This is a genomic window from Pseudochrobactrum sp. Wa41.01b-1 (assembly GCF_019464455.1).
GTDB classification, from domain to species: domain Bacteria; phylum Pseudomonadota; class Alphaproteobacteria; order Rhizobiales; family Rhizobiaceae; genus Pseudochrobactrum; species Pseudochrobactrum saccharolyticum.
In genome coordinates, this window is record NZ_CP080493.1 from 751,384 (window position 1) to 773,037 (window position 21,654).

Here is a 21,654-nt window from a genome sequence, read left to right on the forward strand (position 1 = left end):
CCAGCATAATGTACCCTGACCGTCAGGCATATGCTAAAAGCAGTTCAAAACTGCGAAAATAAAAATGGGAGCCTATTCCGATCTGCCTTAACCGGATCGGAATAGGCTCTGAAGAAACAACAATATATATCAGCGGTAAAGGGGCCAGACCCATGACGAACAAAAGCTCCGGTATCGATCAGGCGATCATTCGCGATCTCGCGAACATCCTCAAAGATACCGATCTGACAGAAATTGAAGTTGAACAGGACGATCTGCGCATTCGCGTTTCGCGCAATATCACTGTTCAGGCTGCAGCACCCCAGCAATATTTTGCCCCTGCTGCCGCAGCACCGGTTGCCGCCGCTGCGCCTGCTCCGGCTGCAGAAGCACCGAAAGCTGCTGACAAATCCAAAAATGCCGTGCCTTCGCCAATGGTTGGTACCGCTTATCTCGCACCGGCACCAGGTGCCAAGCAGTTCGTGGAAGTCGGCCAGAGCGTTAAAGAAGGCCAGACCGTTCTCATCATCGAAGCGATGAAAACCATGAACCAGATTGCTGCTCCGCGTGCAGGTACAGTGACTGCTATTCTGGTCAGCGACAGCCAGCCAGTTGAATTCGGCGAACCTCTTATCGTCATCGAATAAGATCTTTCACAGATCACGGCTGTATTTTCAAACATACAGCCATCGCTGACCAATTTGAATTAATGCATAGTCTGCCTCAGACTATGCCTGAGGCAGGAGCTCCGATGTTTCAAAAAATCCTCATAGCCAATCGCGGCGAAATTGCCCTGCGGGTGCTGCGCGCCTGTAAGGAGCTTGGCATCAAGACTGTTGCCGTTCACTCCACTGCTGATGCCGATGCCATGCATGTGCGTCTTGCAGATGAAAGCGTATGTATCGGACCACCATCATCGCGCGACAGCTATCTGAATATTCACCAGATCGTTGCTGCCTGCGAAATCACCGGTGCTGATGCAATCCATCCGGGTTACGGCTTCCTCTCCGAGAATGCCAAATTCGCTGAAATTCTTGAAGCGCACGATATTACCTTCATCGGCCCGACCGCTGCGCATATCCGCATCATGGGCGATAAGATCGAAGCCAAGAAGACTGCAAAACGCCTCGGCATTCCGGTTGTTCCGGGGTCTGACGGCGGGGTTGCCAGTGAACAGGATGCAATTCGTATTGCTTCCGAAATCGGTTATCCGGTCATCATCAAGGCTTCCTCCGGTGGCGGCGGCCGCGGGATGAAGGTTGCCAAATCGGCAGAAGATATCTCGGTTGCCTATAATACTGCACGCTCGGAAGCAGCTGCTGCATTCGGTGATGATGCTGTTTACATCGAGAAATATCTCGAAAAGCCGCGTCACATTGAAGTTCAGATCGTTGGAGATGGTGCAGGCAAAGCTGTGCATCTGGGCGAACGTGACTGCTCACTGCAGCGCCGCCACCAGAAGGTCTGGGAAGAAGCCAATTCCCCTGCCCTGAATTCCGAAGCCCGTGACAAGATCGGCATGATCTGCGCCAATGCGGTTGCAGAACTGGGCTATCGCGGTGCAGGTACAATCGAATTTCTCTATGAAAACGGCGAGTTCTATTTCATCGAAATGAACACCCGTCTTCAGGTTGAACATACGATTACCGAAGCGATCACCGGTATTGATCTGGTTCATGAACAGATCCGTATTGCCGCCGGTCTTGGTCTGTCGATCAAGCAGGACGATGTACGTTTCTCCGGTCATGCGATTGAATGTCGTATCAATGCGGAAAACGCACGCACATTCACGCCGTCACCGGGCACGATTAAGCATTATCACACACCGGGTGGTCTGGGCATTCGTGTCGATTCCGGCGTCTATAGCGGCTATAAAATCCCGCCATATTACGACAGCATGATCGGCAAGCTGATTGTGCATGGCCGTAACCGCGTGGAATGCCTGATGCGTCTGCGTCGTGCGCTGGATGAATTCGTCGTTGACGGCGTTGATACAACCCTGCCGCTTTTCCAGGATTTGATTGCCAATCCGGATATCGCCAATGGCGATTATGATATCCACTGGCTTGAAAAATATCTGGAAAAGAAAAACGCATCGGGTCAGTAACTCCGGTGGCGGGACGCAAATCCCCTCCGCCTCAAAATTTAAGTCCGGAGCTTTTGCTCCGGGCTTACGCCTCCGGCATTTTCCCTATGTCAGAAAGTGCTGATGATCCGGAAATATTCTGGGTACGACCGGAACAACGCGGCATTATCCCGCTCGATAAGTTCCACATTTCCCGCAGTCTGCAAAAAACACTGAAGCGCTCCCCGTTCGAGATCTGCTATGATACCGCCTTTGAACAGGTGTTGGAGGGCTGTGCAATCAGACGGGATCCCAATGCCGGTACATGGATCAATCAGACGATCCGTGACGGCTATATTGCCCTGCACAAAGCCGGACACTGCCATTCTGTTGAAGCATGGCAGGACGGGCAGCTTGTCGGTGGTCTTTATGGTGTGTCGCTGGGTGGCGCATTCTTTGGTGAAAGCATGTTCAGCCATGTCACCGATGCTTCCAAGGTCTGCCTCGTGCATCTGGTAGAGCGGCTGCGTGCACATGGTTTCAAACTGCTGGATACGCAGTTTACCACGGAGCATTTACAGCGTTTTGGCGCTGTTGAAATTCCTGCAAAGGATTATGAAGATATGTTGCTGCCAGCGATTTTAACGCCGGCGCAGTTCTGAACCTGCCAAACCTTATTGCGGCGCAGGAATGTCTGACGTCTGCTTGCAGTCTTTCAGCCAGATATCATAAACCGGATGATCCACAGCATTCAGACCCGGACTATCGGCAAACATCCAGCCGGAGAAGATACGGCGAATTTTGCGATCCAGAGTGATTTCATCCACCTGCACAAAGCTGTCAGTGCGTGGCGCTTCATTTTCAGTACGGCTGTAGCAAACCTTCGGCGTTACCTGTAATGCACCGAATTGCACTGTCTCATTAATATAAACGTCAAAAGTTGTGATCCGGCCGGTGATCTTGTCCAGACCGGAAAATTCAGCAACTTTATTGGAAATACGCTCGGCACGTGCCTCAGATGCTACGCCCAGACCGGCAAGAGCCAGCCCTGCAACCAGCAGAAATGTTGTTCCAAAAGATCGCCCGGAAGAAACATTCATACACATTCTGCCTTTGGTACTGGTTGCATAAACGGATGCGGAGAAAACACCCGCCGGAAAATTAGCCTGTTCTTTACGGCATTTGTGAGAAAAAGACTCGCCGGACAGGGTTTTCCCCAATCCAGAGCGGCATACCACTGCACAGGACATAACTTTAGGGGAAAGATAAAGGCGGCACAGCTGAAAAACCATGCCGCCTGTCAAATCTATCAGGACTGAAACTTAATTCGGTGTCCATGCATCATAGTCGCCGCCCACTTTAGGGCGCTGACCGGATGCGGAGATCGCACCCTGCGGGCGATAAGCATAAGGCGTACCGGTCAGGTTCTGCTGGTGCGGCTTCTGCCATTCGCGCGGCTGATAGTTTTCTTCAGTCGGCGGCGTATCGGTGCGGTGATGCATCCAGCCATGCCAGCCGGCAGGAATTGCACTGGCTTCGCTATAGCCGTTGAAGATAACCCAACGACGGGTGCGGCCTTCAGAATCCTTACCACCGGTATAATAAACATTACCGAACTCATCTTCACCGACGCGCTTACCTTTGCGCCATGTATGAAGACGGGTGCCGATAGTCTGGCTGTTCCACCAGGTAAAGACCTGAATAATAAATTTTTTCATAGCACTTCCGGATCCTGAACTATCCTGACCATAAAGGCACAGGATCATGCAGATTATTCCCTGCTTATGCCCTTATCTGAGGCGCGTCGCAAGGGTCAAGTTGCCGCTGTTTTCAGCATTTCTCAGTTAAGTGATCCCAATTAATACCAGAGAACACTTAACTCAGAAAACTTTGTACGGGCGCAACAGGCACAATTAAATGCGGGATGCTCCGGTTACATAGACCAGCCTGTCAGAGACTTTTCCATTTTAATAACCGGAATATCCAGTTTCAGTGTACCCCAGTCATTCGTCTCGCCGGTCTTTTCAAAACCTTTGCGGGTGTAGAAGTCCAGAGCTTTCTGATTCTTGGCAATCACTTCGAGAGCAAGCTTCTCCACATCAGGAAAAGCCATTTCAATCTCCGCCAGCAACATGGTGCCGATACCCTGAACCTGCTGTTCAGGGTCGACATAAAGCTGGTGCAGCTCCGCAATACCGTCTTTGCTCTGGCTGGCATAAGCCATGCCGACGAGGTTGCCCTCGCCGTCATCCGCCACCACAAATTCCGAATAAGGCTTGGCCAGATTGCGTGTCAGCGCAGCAACAGAATGATATTCACCTGTCACCTTATTGACAGTCTCAACGCCCAGCACATCATCAAATGTGGCATGCCAGGTTTTGACCAGCAACTGGTGCACGGCCTTCAGATCATCCTTATTTGCAGAGCGCAGCCACATTATTCGATGCCCAGTTTCGCTTTAACCAGATCATTCACAGCCTGCGGATTTGCTTTGCCGCCGGTTGACTTCATCACCTGACCAACAAACCAGCCCGCCAGTGTCGGCTTTTCTTTTGCCTGAGCCACTTTTTCAGGGTTGGCAGCGATGATTTCATCAACGGCTTTCTCAATCGCGCCGGTATCCGTCACCTGCTTCATACCGCGGGCTTCGACGATCTCTTTCGGATCACCGCCCTCGTTCCAGACGATTTCAAACAGGTCTTTTGCGATTTTACCGGAGATTGTGCCTTCCTTGATCAGATCAAGAATAGCGCCAAGCTGTTCCGGAGAAACCGGAGCATCTTCAATATCTTTACCGGCCTTGTTCAAAGCACCGAGCAGATCATTGATGACCCAGTTTGCAGCAACTTTACCGTCGCGGCCTTCTGCAACCGATTCGAAATAGTCAGCAATGGCTTTTTCAGTGATCAGGATGGATGCATCATAGACAGAAAGCCCCATGGTTTCGACCAGACGGGTTTTCTTGTCATCCGGCAGTTCCGGCAGAGCTGATGCCAATTCATCCACATAAGCCTGTGTGAATTCCAGCGGCAGCAGATCAGGATCAGGGAAATAGCGATAATCATGCGCTTCTTCTTTCGAGCGCATCGAACGGGTTTCGCCCTTTACCGGATCATAAAGACGGGTTTCCTGATCGATCTTCCCGCCATCTTCAAGAATACCGATCTGACGGCGCGCTTCATATTCAATCGCCTGACCGATGAAGCGGATCGAGTTCATGTTCTTGATTTCGCAACGGGTGCCGAATTCACCACCCGGACGACGAACAGACACGTTCACGTCTGCGCGCATAGATCCCTGATCCATATTACCGTCACAGGTGCCGAGATAACGCAGAATGCTGCGCAGCTTGGTCATATAAGCGCGCGCTTCATCCGATGAGCGGATATCCGGCTTGGAAACGATTTCCATCAGCGCCACACCGGAACGGTTCAGATCAACATAGGACATGCTCGGATGCTGATCGTGCAGGGATTTACCGGCATCCTGTTCCAGATGTACACGCTCGATACCAACTTCAACATCTTCAAACTGGCCTTTGGAATCAGGGCCGACAGACACAGTCACAGTGCCCTCACCCACGATCGGCTGCTTGAACTGAGAAATCTGATAGCCTTGCGGCAGATCCGGATAGAAATAGTTTTTGCGGTCAAAAACCGACTTCAGATTGATCTGCGCTTTCAGCCCGAGACCGGTACGAATGGCCTGCGCCACACATTCCGCATTGATAACCGGCAGCATACCCGGCATCGCGGCATCCACCAGCGAAACATTGGCATTTGGCTCGGCACCGAATTCGGTGGAAGCGCCGGAGAACAATTTGGAATTGGAAGTTACCTGCGCATGAACTTCCATCCCGATCACGATTTCCCAGTCACCGGTGGCACCGGAGATCAGGCGTTTCGGGTCTGGCGTGCGTGTATCGATAAGGGACATGGGCTCTTAAATCTCTGTTTTGCGGCGCGAGTTAAACTCCGCCGTTTTCTCATGCTTCTGGCTAAAACAAACCGGCCTGACTGGCAAGTGTTCTGTGCATCACAACAGCACTGTTTCAGCATCAATAAACGATCATGGCGCGGACTATAAACATTATGGTGCAACAGTGCACCCTGCATTGGCAGAAAAAGTACAAATTCCCGTAACAAAGCATGGGCTTGTAAAGATAAATGACCTCACAGCACGGTCATACATCGACCATACCCAGGCGGCGGTAGAGCCGCTCTGCTCCAAAGGGGTTATTACTCTCCACTTTGAGACAAACACTCTCCGCACCGCGTAATTGGAAAACCTGAAAACAATGCAGCAATAAGGCTTCGCCGATGCCCTGCCTGCGCCAGTCGGGATGCACGACAATATCCTTGATAAATGCACTGCTCCAGCATTGCGCAAAAGCAATAAGTTGCCCTTGGATATCTGTCACAGGAAAAATCAGACCGGCATCATATTCCTCATCATTAGACAGGGCCTGCCACCAGCCACGCAATGGCGGCACTGTATTACCAACAGCTTCATAGGAAGTTGTCAGCAAAGCATGAAGTTCTGCAATCATATCAGGCCGGAAAGAGGATAAAACCACATTTCGTGGCCAGACAGGTTGCGGCTGCTCGCCACTCAGTGATTTACATAAATGATAATACGGTCTTGGTTGCATTACACCACAATAGCGCAACACGAGTGACAGTAAAGCACCTCTGACAGCAAACAAAAAAGCCGCGTTTTGCAACGCGGCTTTCTCATAACTTTATGCGGGCTGATTATTCAGCTGCATCATCAGCCTTTTTAGCTGCTTTTTTCTTTGGGGCAGCTTTTTTAGCAGGCTTTGCTTCTTCTGCTGCGCCTTCTTCTTCAGCTGTCAGCTCTTCTCTGGTCACTTTCTTATCGGTGACGGAGATTGTGCCGAGCAGATGGTCAACAACCTTTTCTTCAAAGATTGGTGCGCGCAGGTTAGCAACTGCATCAGGAGTTTTACGCAGGAATTCATAAACCTGCTGTTCCTGACCCGGGTAGCGACGAACCTGATCGTAAACAGCGCGCTGCAGTTCTTCTTCGGTTACTTCTACACCGGCCTTTTCGCCGATTTCGGAGAGAACCAGACCAAGACGTACACGGCGTTCAGCCAGCTTGCGATATTCTTCGCGAGCAGCTTCTTCAGTGGTTTCTTCGTCTTCAAAAGTCTTACCAGCCTGCTGCAGGTCGAAATTGATCTGCTGCCAGATGTTGTTGAACTCAGCATTAACCAGACGTTCTGGTGTTTCGAACTGATATTCTGCATCCAGACCGTCGAGGATCTGACGCTTAACTTTCTGGCGGGTGATCTGGCCGTACTGACCTTCGATCTGTTCACGAACAACAGTGCGCAGACGGTCAAGGCTTTCGATGCCGAGCTTCTTCGCAACTTCGTCATTCAGTTCCAGCTCAGCAGCTTTAGCAACTTCCTTCACAGTGATGTCGAAGGTTGCTTCTTTACCGGCCAGATGGGCAGCGCCGTAATTTTCAGGGAAAGTTACTTTGATCTGCTTTTCGTCACCGGCTTTTACGCCGACCAGCTGATCTTCAAAGCCCGGAATGAACTGGCCGGAACCGAGTACCAGCTGTGCATCCTGATCTGCGCCGCCTTCGAAAGGAACGTCTTCCAGCTTACCGAGGTAATCCATGGTAACGCGGTCGCCGTCTTCAGCTTTGCCTTTTTTCGCTTCGAAAGTACGAGCGGAAGAAGCGATCTTCTTAACCTGCTCTTCAACTTCTTCGTCCGAAATATCAACAACTTCACGGGTCACTTTAAGACCGGAAACGTCTTTGATTTCGATTGCCGGCAGAACTTCGTAATTCATGGTGAATTCGAAATCAGCTTTACCGGCCAGAACCTTTTCGGCTTCTGCTTCGTCTTCGCTCATTGCAACTTCTGGCTGGGTTGCAGCTTTTTCGTTGCGGTCAGCAAGGATCGAACGGGTTGAATCGTTCAGAATTTCGTTAACGATCTCAGCCATGAAAGACTTGCCGTACATCTTACGCAGATGTGCTGCAGGAACTTTACCAGGACGGAAACCATCGATCTTAGCGCGACCGCGAGCGGTTTCGAGGCGCTCAGCAAGCTTTGCTTCAAGATCCTGTGCCGGAACCACGACTTTGATCTCGCGCTTCAGCCCTTCATTGAGCGTTTCGGTAACCTGCATGTCAAAACCTTCACTTTGTCTTCGTTTCGCATGACCGGCCACATGACCGTAGCCGCCGTGGCTAGCGAAATTTCTTGTTTTTCTGTTTGTCACATACCGCGCACAAATATGCGCAAAGGCTATGGGACATCCCGGAACGGATATAAAGCCTGCCGGATTATGACAGTGACTCTATATATAAATGGTACGGATTTTAAGCAGCCATACCTGATTTCTGCTATTGAATTTCCTGCACAATATCTGCTCATTCACCGGCATAAAGTCACATTTCGTAACAGAGCCCGTGCGACAGCATTGCGCCAGAATCCCATTTATCGCAAACCCATTACAATCAGCGCCCGCAAAATACAAGATGCGATTGAATGTTCACCCGCAATCCATCGGATTTTATCGGCCTTTTACCGATGCGGATTATGCAGTCAGTATATTTTTATAAACAACACCGTCTTTCATAATCAGCTTCATATTCTTGTCCGGATCAGCAATCAGAGACACATCCTCCAGCGGATTACCGTCGATCAGCAGCATATCCGCCATTGCACCTTTTTCGATAACGCCGACAGCTGCACCATAAGGATTACGGTTTCCTGATAGCGCCAGCAATCCGGCATTGGTGCCGGTTGCCATTTTCAGCACGTCACCATTATCAAACCAGCGCGCCAGTTTCGCCAGCTGACGTCCCTGCGAGGCTGTGCCCTTCGGGTTGAACAGAATATCCGTCCCCCATGCCATTTTGACATTATATTTAGGCCCCAGTTCAAATGCACGGATCGTGCCTTCGGCAATCATTTTCTGCTGGTCGCGCTGTATCTGCGAGGCATAAACATTGGCATCCTCATCCGCCAAAAACGGCTGAATGCTCCACCATGCACCGGCATCAGCCATTTGCCTGACGGTTTCCTCATCGGCCAGCTGGCCATGTTCAATTGACTGCACACCGCAAGCCAGCGCCCGCTGAATACCGGCTGAGGTATAAACATGCGCACAGACATAAGTACCCCAATCCTTGGCAGCCATGACTGCAGCACGGATTTCAGTTTCAGTAAATTGCAGGGAATCCAGCGGATCATAGGCTGAAGCCACACCACCGCCGACCATAATCTTGATCTGGCTGGCACCCAGCATCAGCTGCTCACGTACACGGCGCAGCACTTCGGCCTCACCGTCTGCAATCGCAGCAATACCTGCCGATTCCGCAAGGCTCAGATCATTCGCACTATGGCGCGGAATATCACTGCGCTGGCGGAAATCGCCATGACCAGAGGTTTGAGAGACCATCGCGCCGGACGGATAAATGCGAGGCCCGGGAATACGCTTTTCATCAATCGCACGTTTCAGCGCAAAGGAAGGCCCGCCCATGTCGCGTACGGTCGTAAAGCCACGCATCAAAGTGCGCTGTGCTTCCTGTGCCGCAACGAGATGCACATAAGCAATATCAGATGTCATCGCCACCATTTGCGGAATAGCCGCCAGAATACTGTGCCAATGGGCATCGATCAGACCCGGCATCAGCACGCGATTGCCGCAATCAATCACCTGCGCCTCAGTAACATTCTCTGAAGCTTTGAGAATATCCGCAATTTTTCCGCCGCTCACCAGAACATTATGTCCTTCAATCAGCTTTGACGATTTTCCGTCGAAAATGCGCAGATTTTTCAGCAAAACAGGCTGGCCTGCAACAGAAACAGGTGTCTGAGCCAGCGCCTGAACCGGATCAGCCACCACAGCACCTGCCATTACAGCCGCAAGGCCGCTCAGAACGGAACGTCGGCTCAGCCCACGGCCAATGCGTTCATTCAGCTGTGTGATTGCCGGACTATGGCACAAGCATCCAAATCCATGAGCATATTGCCCGTAACGCGCACCATAGTTTCCCATAGTCTCAAACCTTTCTAAAGCTTTGATAAGACTGCATCAGCATAAATATATTATGCGGAAACTTCGGCCATAAAGTTTTAGAATTGATGAAATTCAGCACGATCCGTCAGGATATATTTGCTGCGGAGACTATAAACAGCAGGCAATGAGAAAAGATGCCATATCAAACTGCATTGCAACGCAATTTGTAACACAATTTGTATCACAAAAGCGGCAAAAAGCGCACCTTCACCAAAATTGCAGCATCAAACACGCAGCAATTACAAAGACTTTAAAACAACAGAGAGAATAAAAGTGGTGCGGATAGAGGGACTCGAACCCCCACGGTCTCCCGCCAGAACCTAAATCTGGTGCGTCTACCAATTTCGCCATATCCGCAACCGAAGCACGTATGCTTTGATGTGCGCCGCTCTATAGCATTCAATTTTCAGGCTTCAAAGGGAAAAAACAGATTATTTTTGATAAGAGACTGTCATACACAGATCTTATCATTTTCCCTTTGCCGCCTCACCTCAGAACAGCGGTTCATCAAAAACCTGTTTGCCGTCAATCCTGAGCGCACGGATCGCCGCGACGCCTTTTTCATTCACTGACAGAACGATATCCACGTTGCTGTCGCGCTGGGCATTTTCAACGGCCAGCCCCTCGCCCTCTGGCACATAATAGCGCTCAATGCCATAAACAACAGGAAGGATTGAATAGCTGTCAAAGAGTTGAAACGGAGCCTCAACCTCCCCGCGCAAAAAGATTTCACCGTCTTTTAATGCATCCGGAACATCAAATTGCGCCCGCTTCGCCTCCCACAAACCATCGGCCTGTTTCGCCAGCACGACATAAATATAGTTCAGCCCGCTTTTGCGTTTCGGCTGACCGCTAATCATATGTGCAGGCAAGCGGGAAATTTCATAGCTCAGAATAACATAATCGCCGCGCATCAGATCACGTGGGTCAATCGGCAAAGTCCGCAGCACCACTTCCGAACCGCTGCGCAGAATACTGATACGCTGCTGAACGCCTGCCAGCATCACCCCCGACTGCAACAATGCCGCGATAATGGCAGCGACATAAAGCCAGCGCTTTTTAAGAAAACTCATGGCTGCTGCTCCCCATCATGAACGGACACCGATTTAACAGTTGAGCCATGCAGATATTTTTCCATGCGGGTAACCAAATAAGCCAGCCCCATCACCAGCAGACCGCCAATCAGGAAGACACCGGACGTGCCAATCATCGTCCCCACGGTCACAGTCGCCAGATACAACACATGCAGAGAGAAGCCCGCATAGGCAAACCAGCGTAATTGTCCGCTTTTTTCACCGGCGATAATCAGCGCAAAAACACAGACGGCAATTGCCACCAGCGAATAGACCGCATCGGCACCGGCCTCATAGCTATTGAACAGGTCTTTATGCTCAACCTGAAAGATAAACAGCGCGATCAGCAACGAGGCCAGACCATAACCGGCCAGCTGCGAGCCAAATCTGTAGCTGTAACGTTCAAAGGCCGGCCAACGCCCCTGACAAATCACCAGCACAGCGCCAAGGGCAATCATCAGGATCAGGATCGCCTGATTTTCAATATCAAAATACAAAGTGAGAAAATAAGCCAGTGTCAGCGCGGCCAGCAAATGCATGGCCTTATCCGCTTTTGTGTAGATAATGGCTCCGACACAGGCGAGAATATAAAGCGGCATAACCCAGCGATAAGATGCAACCAGATTGACCTGCCCGCCAAGCTCATTCAGCACGGTTGACAGATAAAAGCCACCGATACCCAATGCCGCAGCGGTCAAAATCGGCGCGCGCAGCAGCACCGCAGCAACCAGCACACCAACGCCCCATGCCAGTGCCGCCGTCGTCATATCACCGGACATATGATACATCTGCCCGATCAGCGCGATACCGGCACCATAGGTAATGGCCGAGAGCAGATAGAGCGCCGGTGCAAAAACCGCCGCCAATGTGCTGCCCTGCCCGCTGTCGCTGCGCCTCTGTAACCATGCGCCGCCAAGATAACCGCTCCACATGACAAACAGGATAAGCGCCACGCGCCAGACACGCGGTATGACTTCCCAATTGGCTGCAACAAACAGGATCAGCGCCGCGCCAAGCAACAATGCGCCAAGCACGGCGAGAACACCGCCAATACCAAAGCCGTTCTTGCGGGTTTTAACATCAAGACGCAGCCTGTCTGCGGTTTCCTGATCCAGCAGCCCTTGGGACTGCCATTGGTCAATCTGATGTGCAAGAGAAACAAAAATGGACAAATGGCGATCCTGTTATAATGGTTGCTGCGGCTTGCATAAGAACAAACCTGCCCGATGCAAGAGACGAGCGCATAGCTTTATTATCGTGTTAAATTAAGACGAGTGCTCAGGCAATCCCGGTTTGCCGGCTTCATCAGGGTTCAGGCGCACATAATCCGCTTTCAGATCTTCCGATGTTTTACGGCTGCCGTCATGGCTCCAGCCGGGCGGCGCTGCCATATACATCAGCCTTTGCCGCAGGCTCAGCCCCGGCGCAAACACATCTTTTATCATCCCCGCCCATTCATGAAATGCCACCCGCACCGGATTGAAAGTACCGATATTGCGCACAATCCCGTAGCGCGGCATATCCTCCGGCAATTCTTCCACAAATGTGCCGAATAATCGGTCCCAGATAATCAGCGTACCGGCAAAATTCGCATCCAGATATCGCGGATTGGTCGCATGATGCACACGGTGATGCGACGGCGTATTGAATATGAGTTCAATAGGCTTCCACATTTTGCCGATTGCCTCGGTATGAATCCAGAACTGGTAGATCAGATTAAAGCCATAGACAAAAGCAATCACTGCCGGATGAAAGCCCAGCAATACCAGCGGCACCTGCAATATAAACATGCCGGTAATCTGCCCTGTCCAAGACTGACGCAGCGCCGTGGTCAGATTATAGTGCTGGCTGGAATGATGATTGACATGCTCCGCCCAGACCCAGCGCACCCGATGGGCAATACGGTGATACCAGTAATAGCGCAGATCATCAAAAATAAAGGCAGCGATAAAGACCCACCAATGCAGGCCGAGGTCAAAGAAACGGAACTGCCATACCCACAGCAAAGCTGTGACAGAAACAAAACCGAGCAACAGCCCTGCCACAACATTACCGGTGCCCATTAACAGGCTGGTCAGCGCATCACGGGCTTCAAATTCGCCCTTGCGATGCCAATAACGCACCGCAACCAGCTCGATCATGATCGCAAGGAGATATAAGGGCACTGCCAGCAGTGTCACGTCGAAGAATGCCGGATCATTCATAAAGACAACTCCCCTTTTTATTGTTGAGGCCGCGCTAGAGCGGTTTACGTCCTGATTGGATCATAGCGCTCGCTCCAGATTCTTTATTTGGCCGCACTATCACGGGCGTCAAGTTGATCCAACTTGACTGTGAAATGCTCCAGCCATTCACAGACCTGATCACGTGTCTTTTTGTCATCGAAAGAAAAAGCAGCCGCAGGCCATGTAAAATCATGCATCTGCAGAAACAGTCTTGTTTCATCCTGCTTCCGGATTTCCGCAATATCTTGCGCTTTTAAAATGCGTGTCAGAAATTTAGCACCCACCGCATGAACAATACCGGTTCCCTGCTGCGGCAGGTCGAAAAAAGCAGTGCGCCGGTCTTGAGTATAATAAATGCGGGTGATCAGGCTTTCCGGATAATCCTGCCGGAAACGCTCCAGCACATCCTTATCGCTGTCTAAAACCGCCTGCCGGTTACCGCCAAGCAGATGAACAGCCACTGCGCCGGTGATAATACCGGCGACGATCATGCCAATGAGTACAGGCAAACTCAGCAAGCGACCTGATCTCCCCCTATAAACAAGCCGTTCCCCTTCATGAAAACAAGGTTCCCACGAAAATTCCCCGCATTCAAGTATCCAAAAATCGCACTGCCACTCAATAACCAGCCCGCAATTTTACCAGTCGCTAACCTTAATGCCGTGCTGCTTTGCATAGCTCTTGAAATGTCACAATTTCTACACAACCCACAGGCGATATTTTTGTGAGGCTTAATGCGCAATATCGCATTTAAATTACCCGCAATCACAGTTTAACGAACGAAAATTGCGACCGACACCAATTTTGTCCAAATAGCGACTAAATAGCGATTTAAATCGTTTAAATGAGGTCTGCAAGGCTCGCAGAGGAGCTATGCAATCTTGTCTCTCCTCATTTCTAAACACACAGGCTATATACAGGACAACAGATTACACAACACAACTGAACACAATCGAGGGTTTAAAAATGAACATCATTCGCTCTTTCAACAACTGGCGCCGTTACCGTGACACAGTTTCCGAACTGAACCGTTTGTCCAACCGTGAACTCGGCGATCTCGGCATCTCCCGCTCCGACATTCCTTACATCGCCCGCAAGTCCAACACTGCCGGTATGTAATTTAAGCAAGTCATTGCTAAAACTGTCAGGATCTGGAATTCGCCTGAACTGATACTATGTATGCCACGAAATATCTGTGCCGGAGTTTTTCAACCACCGGCGCGGACGGATAAACATCCTCCCCTTTCATGACCGGTATTCCTCCTCCCGTACCGGTCATGTTTTATTGCCTGCTGTTGTCCCTCCCGTTTTTCAGCAGGCATAGCGCTGTCAGGACTATGTCCTCCATTCTGCGCTGACTGATATCCCCCCATATCAGTCCTCCTTAAGATAGCTCTGTCGCCCTCCCTCCTGCGACAGGGCTATTTTTTTATCCATTATTCCTATCCGCAAAAGCTTGTGATCTGGCACAGAGGTGATTGATGCCGCGTTGCAAAAGCGGTATTGGACAAAGCATGTCCAATTTATCATCCTATTCACCTGTTCACATTATCGGCGGCGGCCTCGCAGGCAGCGAAGCGGCATGGCAGATTGCTGAAGCAGGCATTCCCGTCATCATTCATGAAATGCGTCCCGTGCGCGGTACAGATGCGCATAAGACCCACGGACTGGCTGAGCTTGTATGCTCCAACTCCTTCCGCTCAGATGATGCTGAAACCAATGCCGTTGGCGTGCTCCATGCTGAAATGCGTCTGGCCAATTCGCTGATTATGGCCTGCGCCGATGCCAATCAGGTTCCGGCCGGTGGTGCGCTGGCGGTTGACCGTGACTGCTTCTCTGATGCAGTCACTGCAAAGCTTGAAGCGCATCCGCTCATCACTATTCAGCGTGAAGTGGTTGAAGGCCTGCCACCGGAAGACTGGGGCAATACCATCATCGCCACCGGTCCGCTGACCGCCGCAGAACTGGCGGAGGCAATCGCACAGGAAACCGAAGCCGATTCCCTCGCCTTCTTTGATGCGATTGCGCCGATCATCCATTTTGACAGTATCAATATGGATATCTGCTGGTTCCAGTCGCGCTATGACAAAGTTGGTCCGGGCGGCACAGGCAAAGACTATATCAACTGCCCGATGGATAAAGAGCAATATCAGGCTTTCATTCAGGCTTTGATTGACGGTGAAAAAACCGAGTTCAAAGAATGGGAAGGCACACCTTATTTCGACGGCTGTCTGCCGATTGAAGTAATGGCAGAGCGCGGCCCTGAAACATTGCGCCACGGTCCGATGAAACCGATGGGGCTGACCAATGCCCATAATCGCGATGTGAAGCCCTATGCAGTTGTGCAGCTTCGTCAGGATAATGCACTCGGCACGCTCTATAATATGGTCGGTTTCCAGACCAAGCTGAAATATGGCGAACAGACCCGGATTTTGCGCATGATACCTGGTCTGGAGAATGCGGAATTTGCCCGTCTCGGCGGTTTGCACCGCAATACCTATCTCAATTCACCGATCCTGCTTGATACCAGTCTGCGCCTGAAACCCCGCCCGCAGATCCGTTTTGCAGGCCAGATTACCGGTTGTGAAGGCTATGTGGAATCTTCAGCGATGGGTTTGCTCGCCGGTCGTTTTGCAGCTGCACAGCAGCGTGGTGAAACTTTGCCGCCACCGCCCGTCACAACAGCTTTTGGCGCCTTGCTCAATCACATTACCGGCGGCCATCTGGTTAGCGATGATGAACCGGGCAAGCGTTCTTTCCAGCCGATGAATGTGAATTTCGGCCTGTTTCCGGAAGTTACAGTTCCGAAACAGGAAGGTGTGCGTCTGCGCGGCAAGGAAAAGACACAGGCCAAAAAACGCGCTCTTAGTGCCCGCGCTTTGAGTGATTTCAAAGTCTGGCTGCAAGAACAGCAGTAACATTTAAAAAGCCGCCTCAAAGGGCGGCTTTTTTATTATTTCATTATCATAAATATTCATTCACAAGAAATACTGAGACATATAGAATATTCTCACTGCAATTTCATTCCAACCAATAATTGACACATTATTATAGTTACCATTCAATTAATTAGTGAACTTATATTTAAACTTACTGTTTCTTGATTTTCATACATTAATAAATTCACAGTGATAGAAATACAGAGCAGAACGTCATTTATAAGGTTGCAGCAATGATCTGGAATTTTTTTAAAAGAAAAACTTACGAAGAAGCCAGTGAAACCGTGCTTAGCAATGCGGATATTGAAAATTTCAGGAACACTTATAATCGCGGAACATCGCTACTCAGCTCTATGATACAACCTGATGACATCCGCAATGCAGAGCGATTTATCCGTTTAGAATTTTCACTCTATTCTCGGTGGCAAGGTGAGCGATATCAAGACGCACTTCGCAATACAGAGATTAAGGCTGTAAAACAAATACAAGGTCTATCCAGCGTTTTCATATTTCATGGAGATGGTCTGGTTCGTGAAGCAGCACTGAATCAACTTCATGAGCCACTCACAACTCCCGCTAGTGTATACGGTCTGTTCTGGCGTCTGAATGACTGGGCACCTCAAGTTCGCCAAGCTGCACAAAATACTATGAACCGCTTGATGCCGGTGACACCAGCGGTTGTCATCGTTCCGGCTCTGCGGATTTTGCTGCCGCACGTCATGAATTGGGGGCGCTGGACCCAAGAAGGCCAGGAGGCACTTGACGTTACGCTAACGAGGCCAGATGTGCTTGAGATGCTGATTGACGATATAGTCACGACCAGACAGGCACAATTAGGTTATCAGTTTCGTGAAATTTGCCGCAATCCTGCAGCCGATCAACATCTTGAACGAATGTTTTATAAGGCGCAGCTGCCTCATATTCGTGCGATGGCACTAGATGCGCTGCTTTCACAAACAGTTACTTGGCCAACACGTGAGCGACGACAAGTCTGGATTGATCGTTATATGGGACGCTACAGAATTGAACAGGTCTTTATAAAACGCGATGTGACAGTAACTATCGACCCCTACACTCTTATCGTAGCGGGTGCACTTGATCGCGCCGCCATGGTTCGCAAACGCGCCGCCTCTGGTCTGATCGCCTTTCGAAATTATCCCGAAATCGGCTCGAAATTAGATAAAGTCGCTGCAAGCTTGGAGAATGATCCCAATATAGCTGTTCGTGGACGTATCGACTTTTATAAGCGTAAACGGTCTGAAGAAGAAACACCAATATGAAACGATTATCTCCTTCTCGTCTAGAGCATTTCACAGTCAAGTTGGGTCAACTTGGACAGTCTGGGATAATGCGATAAACTAAGCAATCTAGAGCGAGCACTGCGATCAAACATGAACGTAAACCGCTCTAGATCACAGTCAAACGCCGAAACCGAAAATGCTCTGATTACGCTTTAAGTGAGGACTTTAAGTAAATCCACTGGCGCCGTAATTGTGACAGGTCAATGCCCTGCTCCGCCAACAGATCAGCCTTGCGCTCTGCGCGTTTCAGCACCAACGGAACCAAACGCACCGGCAGATAGGCTGCTTTCAGGCTTACCGGCATAGGCTGTTTTTCAAAAGCCGCGTAATGTTCCCGCGCCAGAGCTGTCACCACAGCCACAACACGCTGCATAGCCGCTTTGTCATCACCCTTGATAAATTGCTCTGCTGTAACACCCACCGCCTGTAACATATCTTCCGGCACATAGACCTGCCCGCGGCGGCGATGCAAAGGCATCAGTCGAAGCAAACCGCTGACAGCCTGCGCAACACCCGCATGACCGGAGAGTTCAGCCGAAGATTTCGCCGCATCGGCATCCAAGATCATTGCTGCCATTTGCAAAATGGCACAGGCGGTTTCGCCGCAATAGCCTTCCAGATCATTGCGGCTCGGCATCGGATCATTATAGAGATCAAAAATCCTTGCCTCACAATAAGCATCAAATACGGAACGTGGCAGCTGATAATTCTGAATGGCTTGCAGCAATAAAGCAGCCACTGGATTGCCCGTCACAGCACCATGCTCGGTACCATTGATAAGATCACGCCACCATTGCAGACGCACTTCCCCCGGCAATGCATCATGTACCACATCACGGATACGGGCGATTTCTGCATTGAATGCATAGAGCGCAGCAAGCGCAGGCCGCTTATCTTCCGGCGCATAGAGCACAGCCAGATAGCGGTCAAAATCACTCTGGCGCAGAAATTGCAGGCAATGCTGATAATGTCCGGTCTCGGCCGCTGAAAGTGTCACGGCTTTATTGTCAGTTTCAGCCACGCTCTCACTCCACGGCAATCAGAGCGGCGGCAACGGCACGGTCTTCCGCAAGCAGCACATTATAGGTGCGCACAGCAGCGCCGGTGCTCATCGGATCAGATGAAATGCGGTGCTCACGCAGCACAGCCTTAACATCTTCCGGTATCCGGCGCAGATCCATACCTGTACCAACCAGCAGAATTTCAATATCGCTTGCCTGTTGCAGGATCATATCCAGATCAGCCACAGTCAGAATTGGCGGCTGTTTTGGCTCCCAGCCATGAATGCCGGACGGCAGACACATTAATGAACCGCGATGCGACATTTCCGCAAAACGAAACCCGCCATTTCCATAGGCATCAATCGGTGCCCGTCCCGGAAAATGCGCCTCACGGATTTCAATGCCAGTGTTCATTTCGTCTCTCTTTATCTTGAGCACTATAATCTGCTTAGCCTCGCATGAATGGCAAGCACTGATATGCGCCCCTTCTACAACAATATGGGAGTTTTACCAGTTCATTACAGTGCATTTCAGCCTGATTAAAACAGCATTGCCCGCAGGAGAACCTGCGGGCAATGTTTATTCTAATATATTGCTGATTACTCAGCTTGCGGTTTGCGGTTCCGCATTTTCGCTGACATCGGACGGTCTGATGCCGAGCAGCCATAGCAGCGGCCCCGCAATATAAATCGACGAATAGGTCGCGATAATAATCCCCAGCGACATCATCACTGCAAAAGAACCGATATCCGCACCACCAAAGATGTAGAGCGGGATTAGCGCCAGCAGCGTGACCAGTGAGGTCAGAATTGTACGGGACAGCGTCTGATTGATCGCAGCATCCACCAGCATACTGACCCGCGTCTGCGGATAGCGGCGCAAATTATCACGCACGCGGTCATACACGACCACCGTATCGTTAAGCGAATAACCGATGACCGTCAGCAGCGCCGCAAGGCTCCACAAATTATATTCAAAGCGGAACAGCGCAAAAACACCGATCATGATGATAATATCATGCGTTGTTGCCAGTACCGCACCGACAGCGAACTGCCAGCGGAAACGCAGCCACAAATAGGCAAAAACGCCGATCAATGCCAGTCCGAGCGCTGCATTACCAATACGCGACAGATGATCGGAAACCGTCGGTCCCACCACTTCAACACGCTGGAAATCATAATCCTGCTCGAACTCGTCACGCAATTTCACAACAACGGTCTGCTCGGCATCATCACCGGCATCCTGTGAACCGATCAGCAGCTCGGCAAGGTTTTCATTTTTACCCTGCACCACCCGCGCACCGTCAATATTCAGCTCGGACAGACGCAAACGAATATCATCCAGATCCGCAGGCCCTTCACGCGATTGCAACTCAACGGAAGAACCGCCGTCGAAATCGATACCGTAATTCAGTCCCATGGTGAAATAAAACACGAGGGCAGCAACACAGGCAGCGGCAGAGATAATTGCCGTAATACCACTCAGTTTCATGAAGCCGATTTTGGTATTGGTTGGCACCAGCTTGAGGAAACGCGCCGGAATCACTGTTGGTTTTGACTGGCGAACCCAGAGAGAAATCAAGAGACGGGAGAAGGTGTAGGTCGTGAAAAGTGACGTCGCAACACCTATGGTCACGATGATCGCAAATTCATGCAACGGCCCGCTGCCGAACATCAGCAATACCAATGCGGCGATCAGCGTTGTCAGATTGGCATCCACCACACAGGCACGCGCACGGGAAAAACCGGATTCAATCGCCTGCACAACAGAATAACCGTTACGGCGGTCTTCACGCATTTTCTCAAACAGCAGGATATTGCTGTCCACGGCCATGCCGATGGTCAGCACCAGACCGGCAATGGTTGCCAACCCGACTGCAACGCCGAAGAATGATACGACTGCAATCATCAGCATGACATTGACGCCGAGCGCAATCACAGAGATCAGGCCAAGCAAACCATAGGACAGCACCATAAACAGGGCGACAACCACAAGCGCGCTCAGTGCAGTAATCAGTCCGTAGCTTGTATAATTCTGGCCAAGCGCCGAAGCGATACTGCGCTCTTCCAGAACCTGAACCGGAGCAGCAAGCGGCCCCGAACGCAGAACAACACCAAGATTGCTCAGTGTTTCCAGATCGAAATCACCGGTGATCTGCAGATTACCGGTCGTAATCGCTTCCTGAATACGCGGAGCCGACACAATCTGATTATCAATCACAACAGCAAGAACAGAGCCGGTATTCTTGGTCGTAAAATCAGCCAGATCCTTTGTGCCCTCTTCCGTCAGGGAGATGGTAATCACTGAATCCTGCGCGGTATTCACACCGACTTCCGCATCGGCAATGTCTTCACCGGTAAGAACTGGTGCTTTTTTAACAATATAACCAACCGGCGGATCATCAAATGAATAGATGATTTCCGAATCCTGCGGAACCAGCCCTTCAGCCAGCGGATCAGGTGTCGTTACTATTTTCGCCTGACGGAAATTGATATCGCCCTTCAGGCTCAGGAGATCTTTGATGAGCTGTGCATCATAAACATCCGGCACTTCAGCGCGTATCTGGTTTTTGTTCTGCACATTGATACGGGCATTATCATAGCCCAGCTCAGACAGACGATCAGCCATAACGGCTGCGCTTTTATCCAGATCTTCTGCAGTAATTTTCGGCGATGCCAGAACAACGCGCGTACCGCCTGTCAGATCAAGACCGGTGATAATCTGCCCTTTCGGGAAACCGTCAGGCAGACCCGACAATTGCTGAGCGGAAAAGAAATTAGGTAATGCGAAGATAAAACCGGCCAGAACGACCAGCCAGATCAGTACCGATTTCCAGCGCGGGAAATAGAGCATCGGCAATCCATCCGTAAAATTGATGCCGCTTTGCAGCAAATCCGCAAAACAGACAGGATCAGACGTAACAGTAATGTTTTTGAGAATAACTGCCGAATAAAACACGGCAAATTCTGCTTACACCACCTCATTTTCTGATCTTATAC

Annotated in this window: 19 protein-coding genes, 1 tRNA gene and 1 pseudogene; 6 read left to right on the forward strand and 15 right to left on the reverse strand. The window is 50.6% G+C overall.

Features of this window, described 5'->3' with window-relative positions; all coding sequences use genetic code 11:
- Positions 1 to 152 precede the first annotated feature (152 nt).
- The 3 genes from accB to aat all read left to right on the forward strand — a co-directional run bounded on the left by accB (position 153) and on the right by aat (position 2,706).
- A complete protein-coding gene (accB, locus tag K1X45_RS03580; protein ID WP_022711460.1) occupies positions 153 to 626 on the forward strand; it encodes an acetyl-CoA carboxylase biotin carboxyl carrier protein in 474 nt (157 codons plus the stop codon).
- Positions 627 to 730: 104 nt separating this feature from the next.
- Positions 731 to 2,086: an acetyl-CoA carboxylase biotin carboxylase subunit gene (accC, locus tag K1X45_RS03585; RefSeq protein ID WP_121993417.1), complete on the forward strand. Its 1,356-nt coding sequence runs from the start codon at positions 731 to 733 to the stop codon at positions 2,084 to 2,086.
- A gap of 5 nt (positions 2,087 to 2,091) precedes the next feature.
- Positions 2,092 to 2,706 carry a leucyl/phenylalanyl-tRNA--protein transferase gene (gene aat / locus K1X45_RS03590; RefSeq protein ID WP_220159867.1) on the forward strand — a complete coding sequence of 205 codons (615 nt, stop codon included), beginning with the start codon at positions 2,092 to 2,094 and terminating at the stop codon, positions 2,704 to 2,706.
- A gap of 12 nt (positions 2,707 to 2,718) precedes the next feature.
- Here the strand turns inward: aat and K1X45_RS03595 are convergent.
- The 12 genes and pseudogenes from K1X45_RS03595 to K1X45_RS03650 all read right to left on the reverse strand — a co-directional run.
- Positions 2,719 to 3,063 (reverse strand): annotated as a pseudogene (locus K1X45_RS03595) (DUF2155 domain-containing protein); the annotation flags it as partial.
- Positions 3,064 to 3,366: 303 nt separating this feature from the next.
- Positions 3,367 to 3,762 carry an NADH:ubiquinone oxidoreductase subunit NDUFA12 gene (locus K1X45_RS03600; protein WP_022711464.1) on the reverse strand — a complete coding sequence of 132 codons (396 nt, stop codon included), beginning with the start codon at positions 3,760 to 3,762 and terminating at the stop codon, positions 3,367 to 3,369.
- Positions 3,763 to 3,977: 215 nt separating this feature from the next.
- Positions 3,978 to 4,481, reverse strand: coding sequence for a GNAT family N-acetyltransferase (locus tag K1X45_RS03605; RefSeq protein WP_022711465.1), 504 nt, complete (start codon positions 4,479 to 4,481; stop codon positions 3,978 to 3,980).
- On the reverse strand, positions 4,481 to 5,980 hold the full coding sequence (gene gatB, locus K1X45_RS03610; protein WP_022711466.1) for an Asp-tRNA(Asn)/Glu-tRNA(Gln) amidotransferase subunit GatB: 1,500 nt from the start codon (positions 5,978 to 5,980) through the stop codon (positions 4,481 to 4,483). Before gatB ends, K1X45_RS03605 begins: the two co-directional genes overlap by 1 nt.
- Positions 5,981 to 6,227: 247 nt before the next feature.
- Positions 6,228 to 6,593, reverse strand: a complete 366-nt coding sequence (locus K1X45_RS03615) for a GNAT family N-acetyltransferase (protein WP_220159868.1) — start codon at positions 6,591 to 6,593, stop codon at positions 6,228 to 6,230.
- A 205-nt stretch (positions 6,594 to 6,798) separates the two neighbouring features.
- Positions 6,799 to 8,217 (reverse strand): trigger factor, encoded by a 1,419-nt coding sequence (tig, locus tag K1X45_RS03620; protein WP_220159869.1) that lies wholly within the window; start codon positions 8,215 to 8,217, stop codon positions 6,799 to 6,801.
- A 411-nt stretch (positions 8,218 to 8,628) separates the two neighbouring features.
- Entirely contained in the window at positions 8,629 to 10,095 is a 1,467-nt protein-coding gene (locus K1X45_RS03625) for an amidohydrolase family protein (RefSeq protein WP_220159870.1), read from the reverse strand.
- Between the two features lie 295 nt (positions 10,096 to 10,390).
- A tRNA-Leu gene (locus K1X45_RS03630) sits at positions 10,391 to 10,473 on the reverse strand.
- Between the two features lie 134 nt (positions 10,474 to 10,607).
- Entirely contained in the window at positions 10,608 to 11,189 is a 582-nt protein-coding gene (locus tag K1X45_RS03635) for a GDYXXLXY domain-containing protein (protein ID WP_220159871.1), read from the reverse strand.
- Entirely contained in the window at positions 11,186 to 12,361 is a 1,176-nt protein-coding gene (locus tag K1X45_RS03640) for a DUF2157 domain-containing protein (protein WP_220159872.1), read from the reverse strand. Before K1X45_RS03640 ends, K1X45_RS03635 begins: the two co-directional genes overlap by 4 nt.
- 93 nt (positions 12,362 to 12,454) lie before the next feature.
- Entirely contained in the window at positions 12,455 to 13,393 is a 939-nt protein-coding gene (locus K1X45_RS03645) for a sterol desaturase family protein (RefSeq protein WP_220159873.1), read from the reverse strand.
- Between the two features lie 83 nt (positions 13,394 to 13,476).
- Complete coding sequence (locus tag K1X45_RS03650; RefSeq protein ID WP_220159874.1) at positions 13,477 to 13,932, reverse strand: hypothetical protein; 456 nt, start codon at positions 13,930 to 13,932, stop codon at positions 13,477 to 13,479.
- Positions 13,933 to 14,380: 448 nt separating this feature from the next.
- On the opposite strand from K1X45_RS03650, the gene K1X45_RS03655 reads away from it, so the two are divergent.
- The 3 genes from K1X45_RS03655 (at position 14,381) to K1X45_RS03665 (ending at position 17,633) form a co-directional block, all read left to right on the forward strand.
- The gene (locus tag K1X45_RS03655) at positions 14,381 to 14,533 is read left to right on the forward strand and encodes a DUF1127 domain-containing protein (RefSeq protein ID WP_022711474.1); all 153 of its coding nucleotides are present in this window, start codon (positions 14,381 to 14,383) and stop codon (positions 14,531 to 14,533) included.
- A 395-nt stretch (positions 14,534 to 14,928) separates the two neighbouring features.
- Complete coding sequence (gene trmFO / locus K1X45_RS03660; RefSeq protein ID WP_220159875.1) at positions 14,929 to 16,332, forward strand: methylenetetrahydrofolate--tRNA-(uracil(54)-C(5))-methyltransferase (FADH(2)-oxidizing) TrmFO; 1,404 nt, start codon at positions 14,929 to 14,931, stop codon at positions 16,330 to 16,332.
- Positions 16,333 to 16,586: 254 nt separating this feature from the next.
- Positions 16,587 to 17,633, forward strand: coding sequence for a hypothetical protein (locus K1X45_RS03665; RefSeq protein WP_220159876.1), 1,047 nt, complete (start codon positions 16,587 to 16,589; stop codon positions 17,631 to 17,633).
- Between the two features lie 166 nt (positions 17,634 to 17,799).
- On the opposite strand, the gene K1X45_RS03670 is transcribed toward K1X45_RS03665, so the two are convergent.
- The 3 genes from K1X45_RS03670 to secD form a co-directional block, all read right to left on the reverse strand.
- Positions 17,800 to 18,675: a phytoene/squalene synthase family protein gene (locus tag K1X45_RS03670; protein WP_255560516.1), complete on the reverse strand. Its 876-nt coding sequence runs from the start codon at positions 18,673 to 18,675 to the stop codon at positions 17,800 to 17,802.
- A 4-nt stretch (positions 18,676 to 18,679) separates the two neighbouring features.
- Positions 18,680 to 19,069 (reverse strand): Mth938-like domain-containing protein, encoded by a 390-nt coding sequence (locus K1X45_RS03675; RefSeq protein ID WP_213598225.1) that lies wholly within the window; start codon positions 19,067 to 19,069, stop codon positions 18,680 to 18,682.
- Positions 19,070 to 19,258: 189 nt separating this feature from the next.
- Complete coding sequence (gene secD / locus K1X45_RS03680; RefSeq protein ID WP_075655705.1) at positions 19,259 to 21,508, reverse strand: protein translocase subunit SecD; 2,250 nt, start codon at positions 21,506 to 21,508, stop codon at positions 19,259 to 19,261.
- Positions 21,509 to 21,654 lie beyond the last annotated feature (146 nt).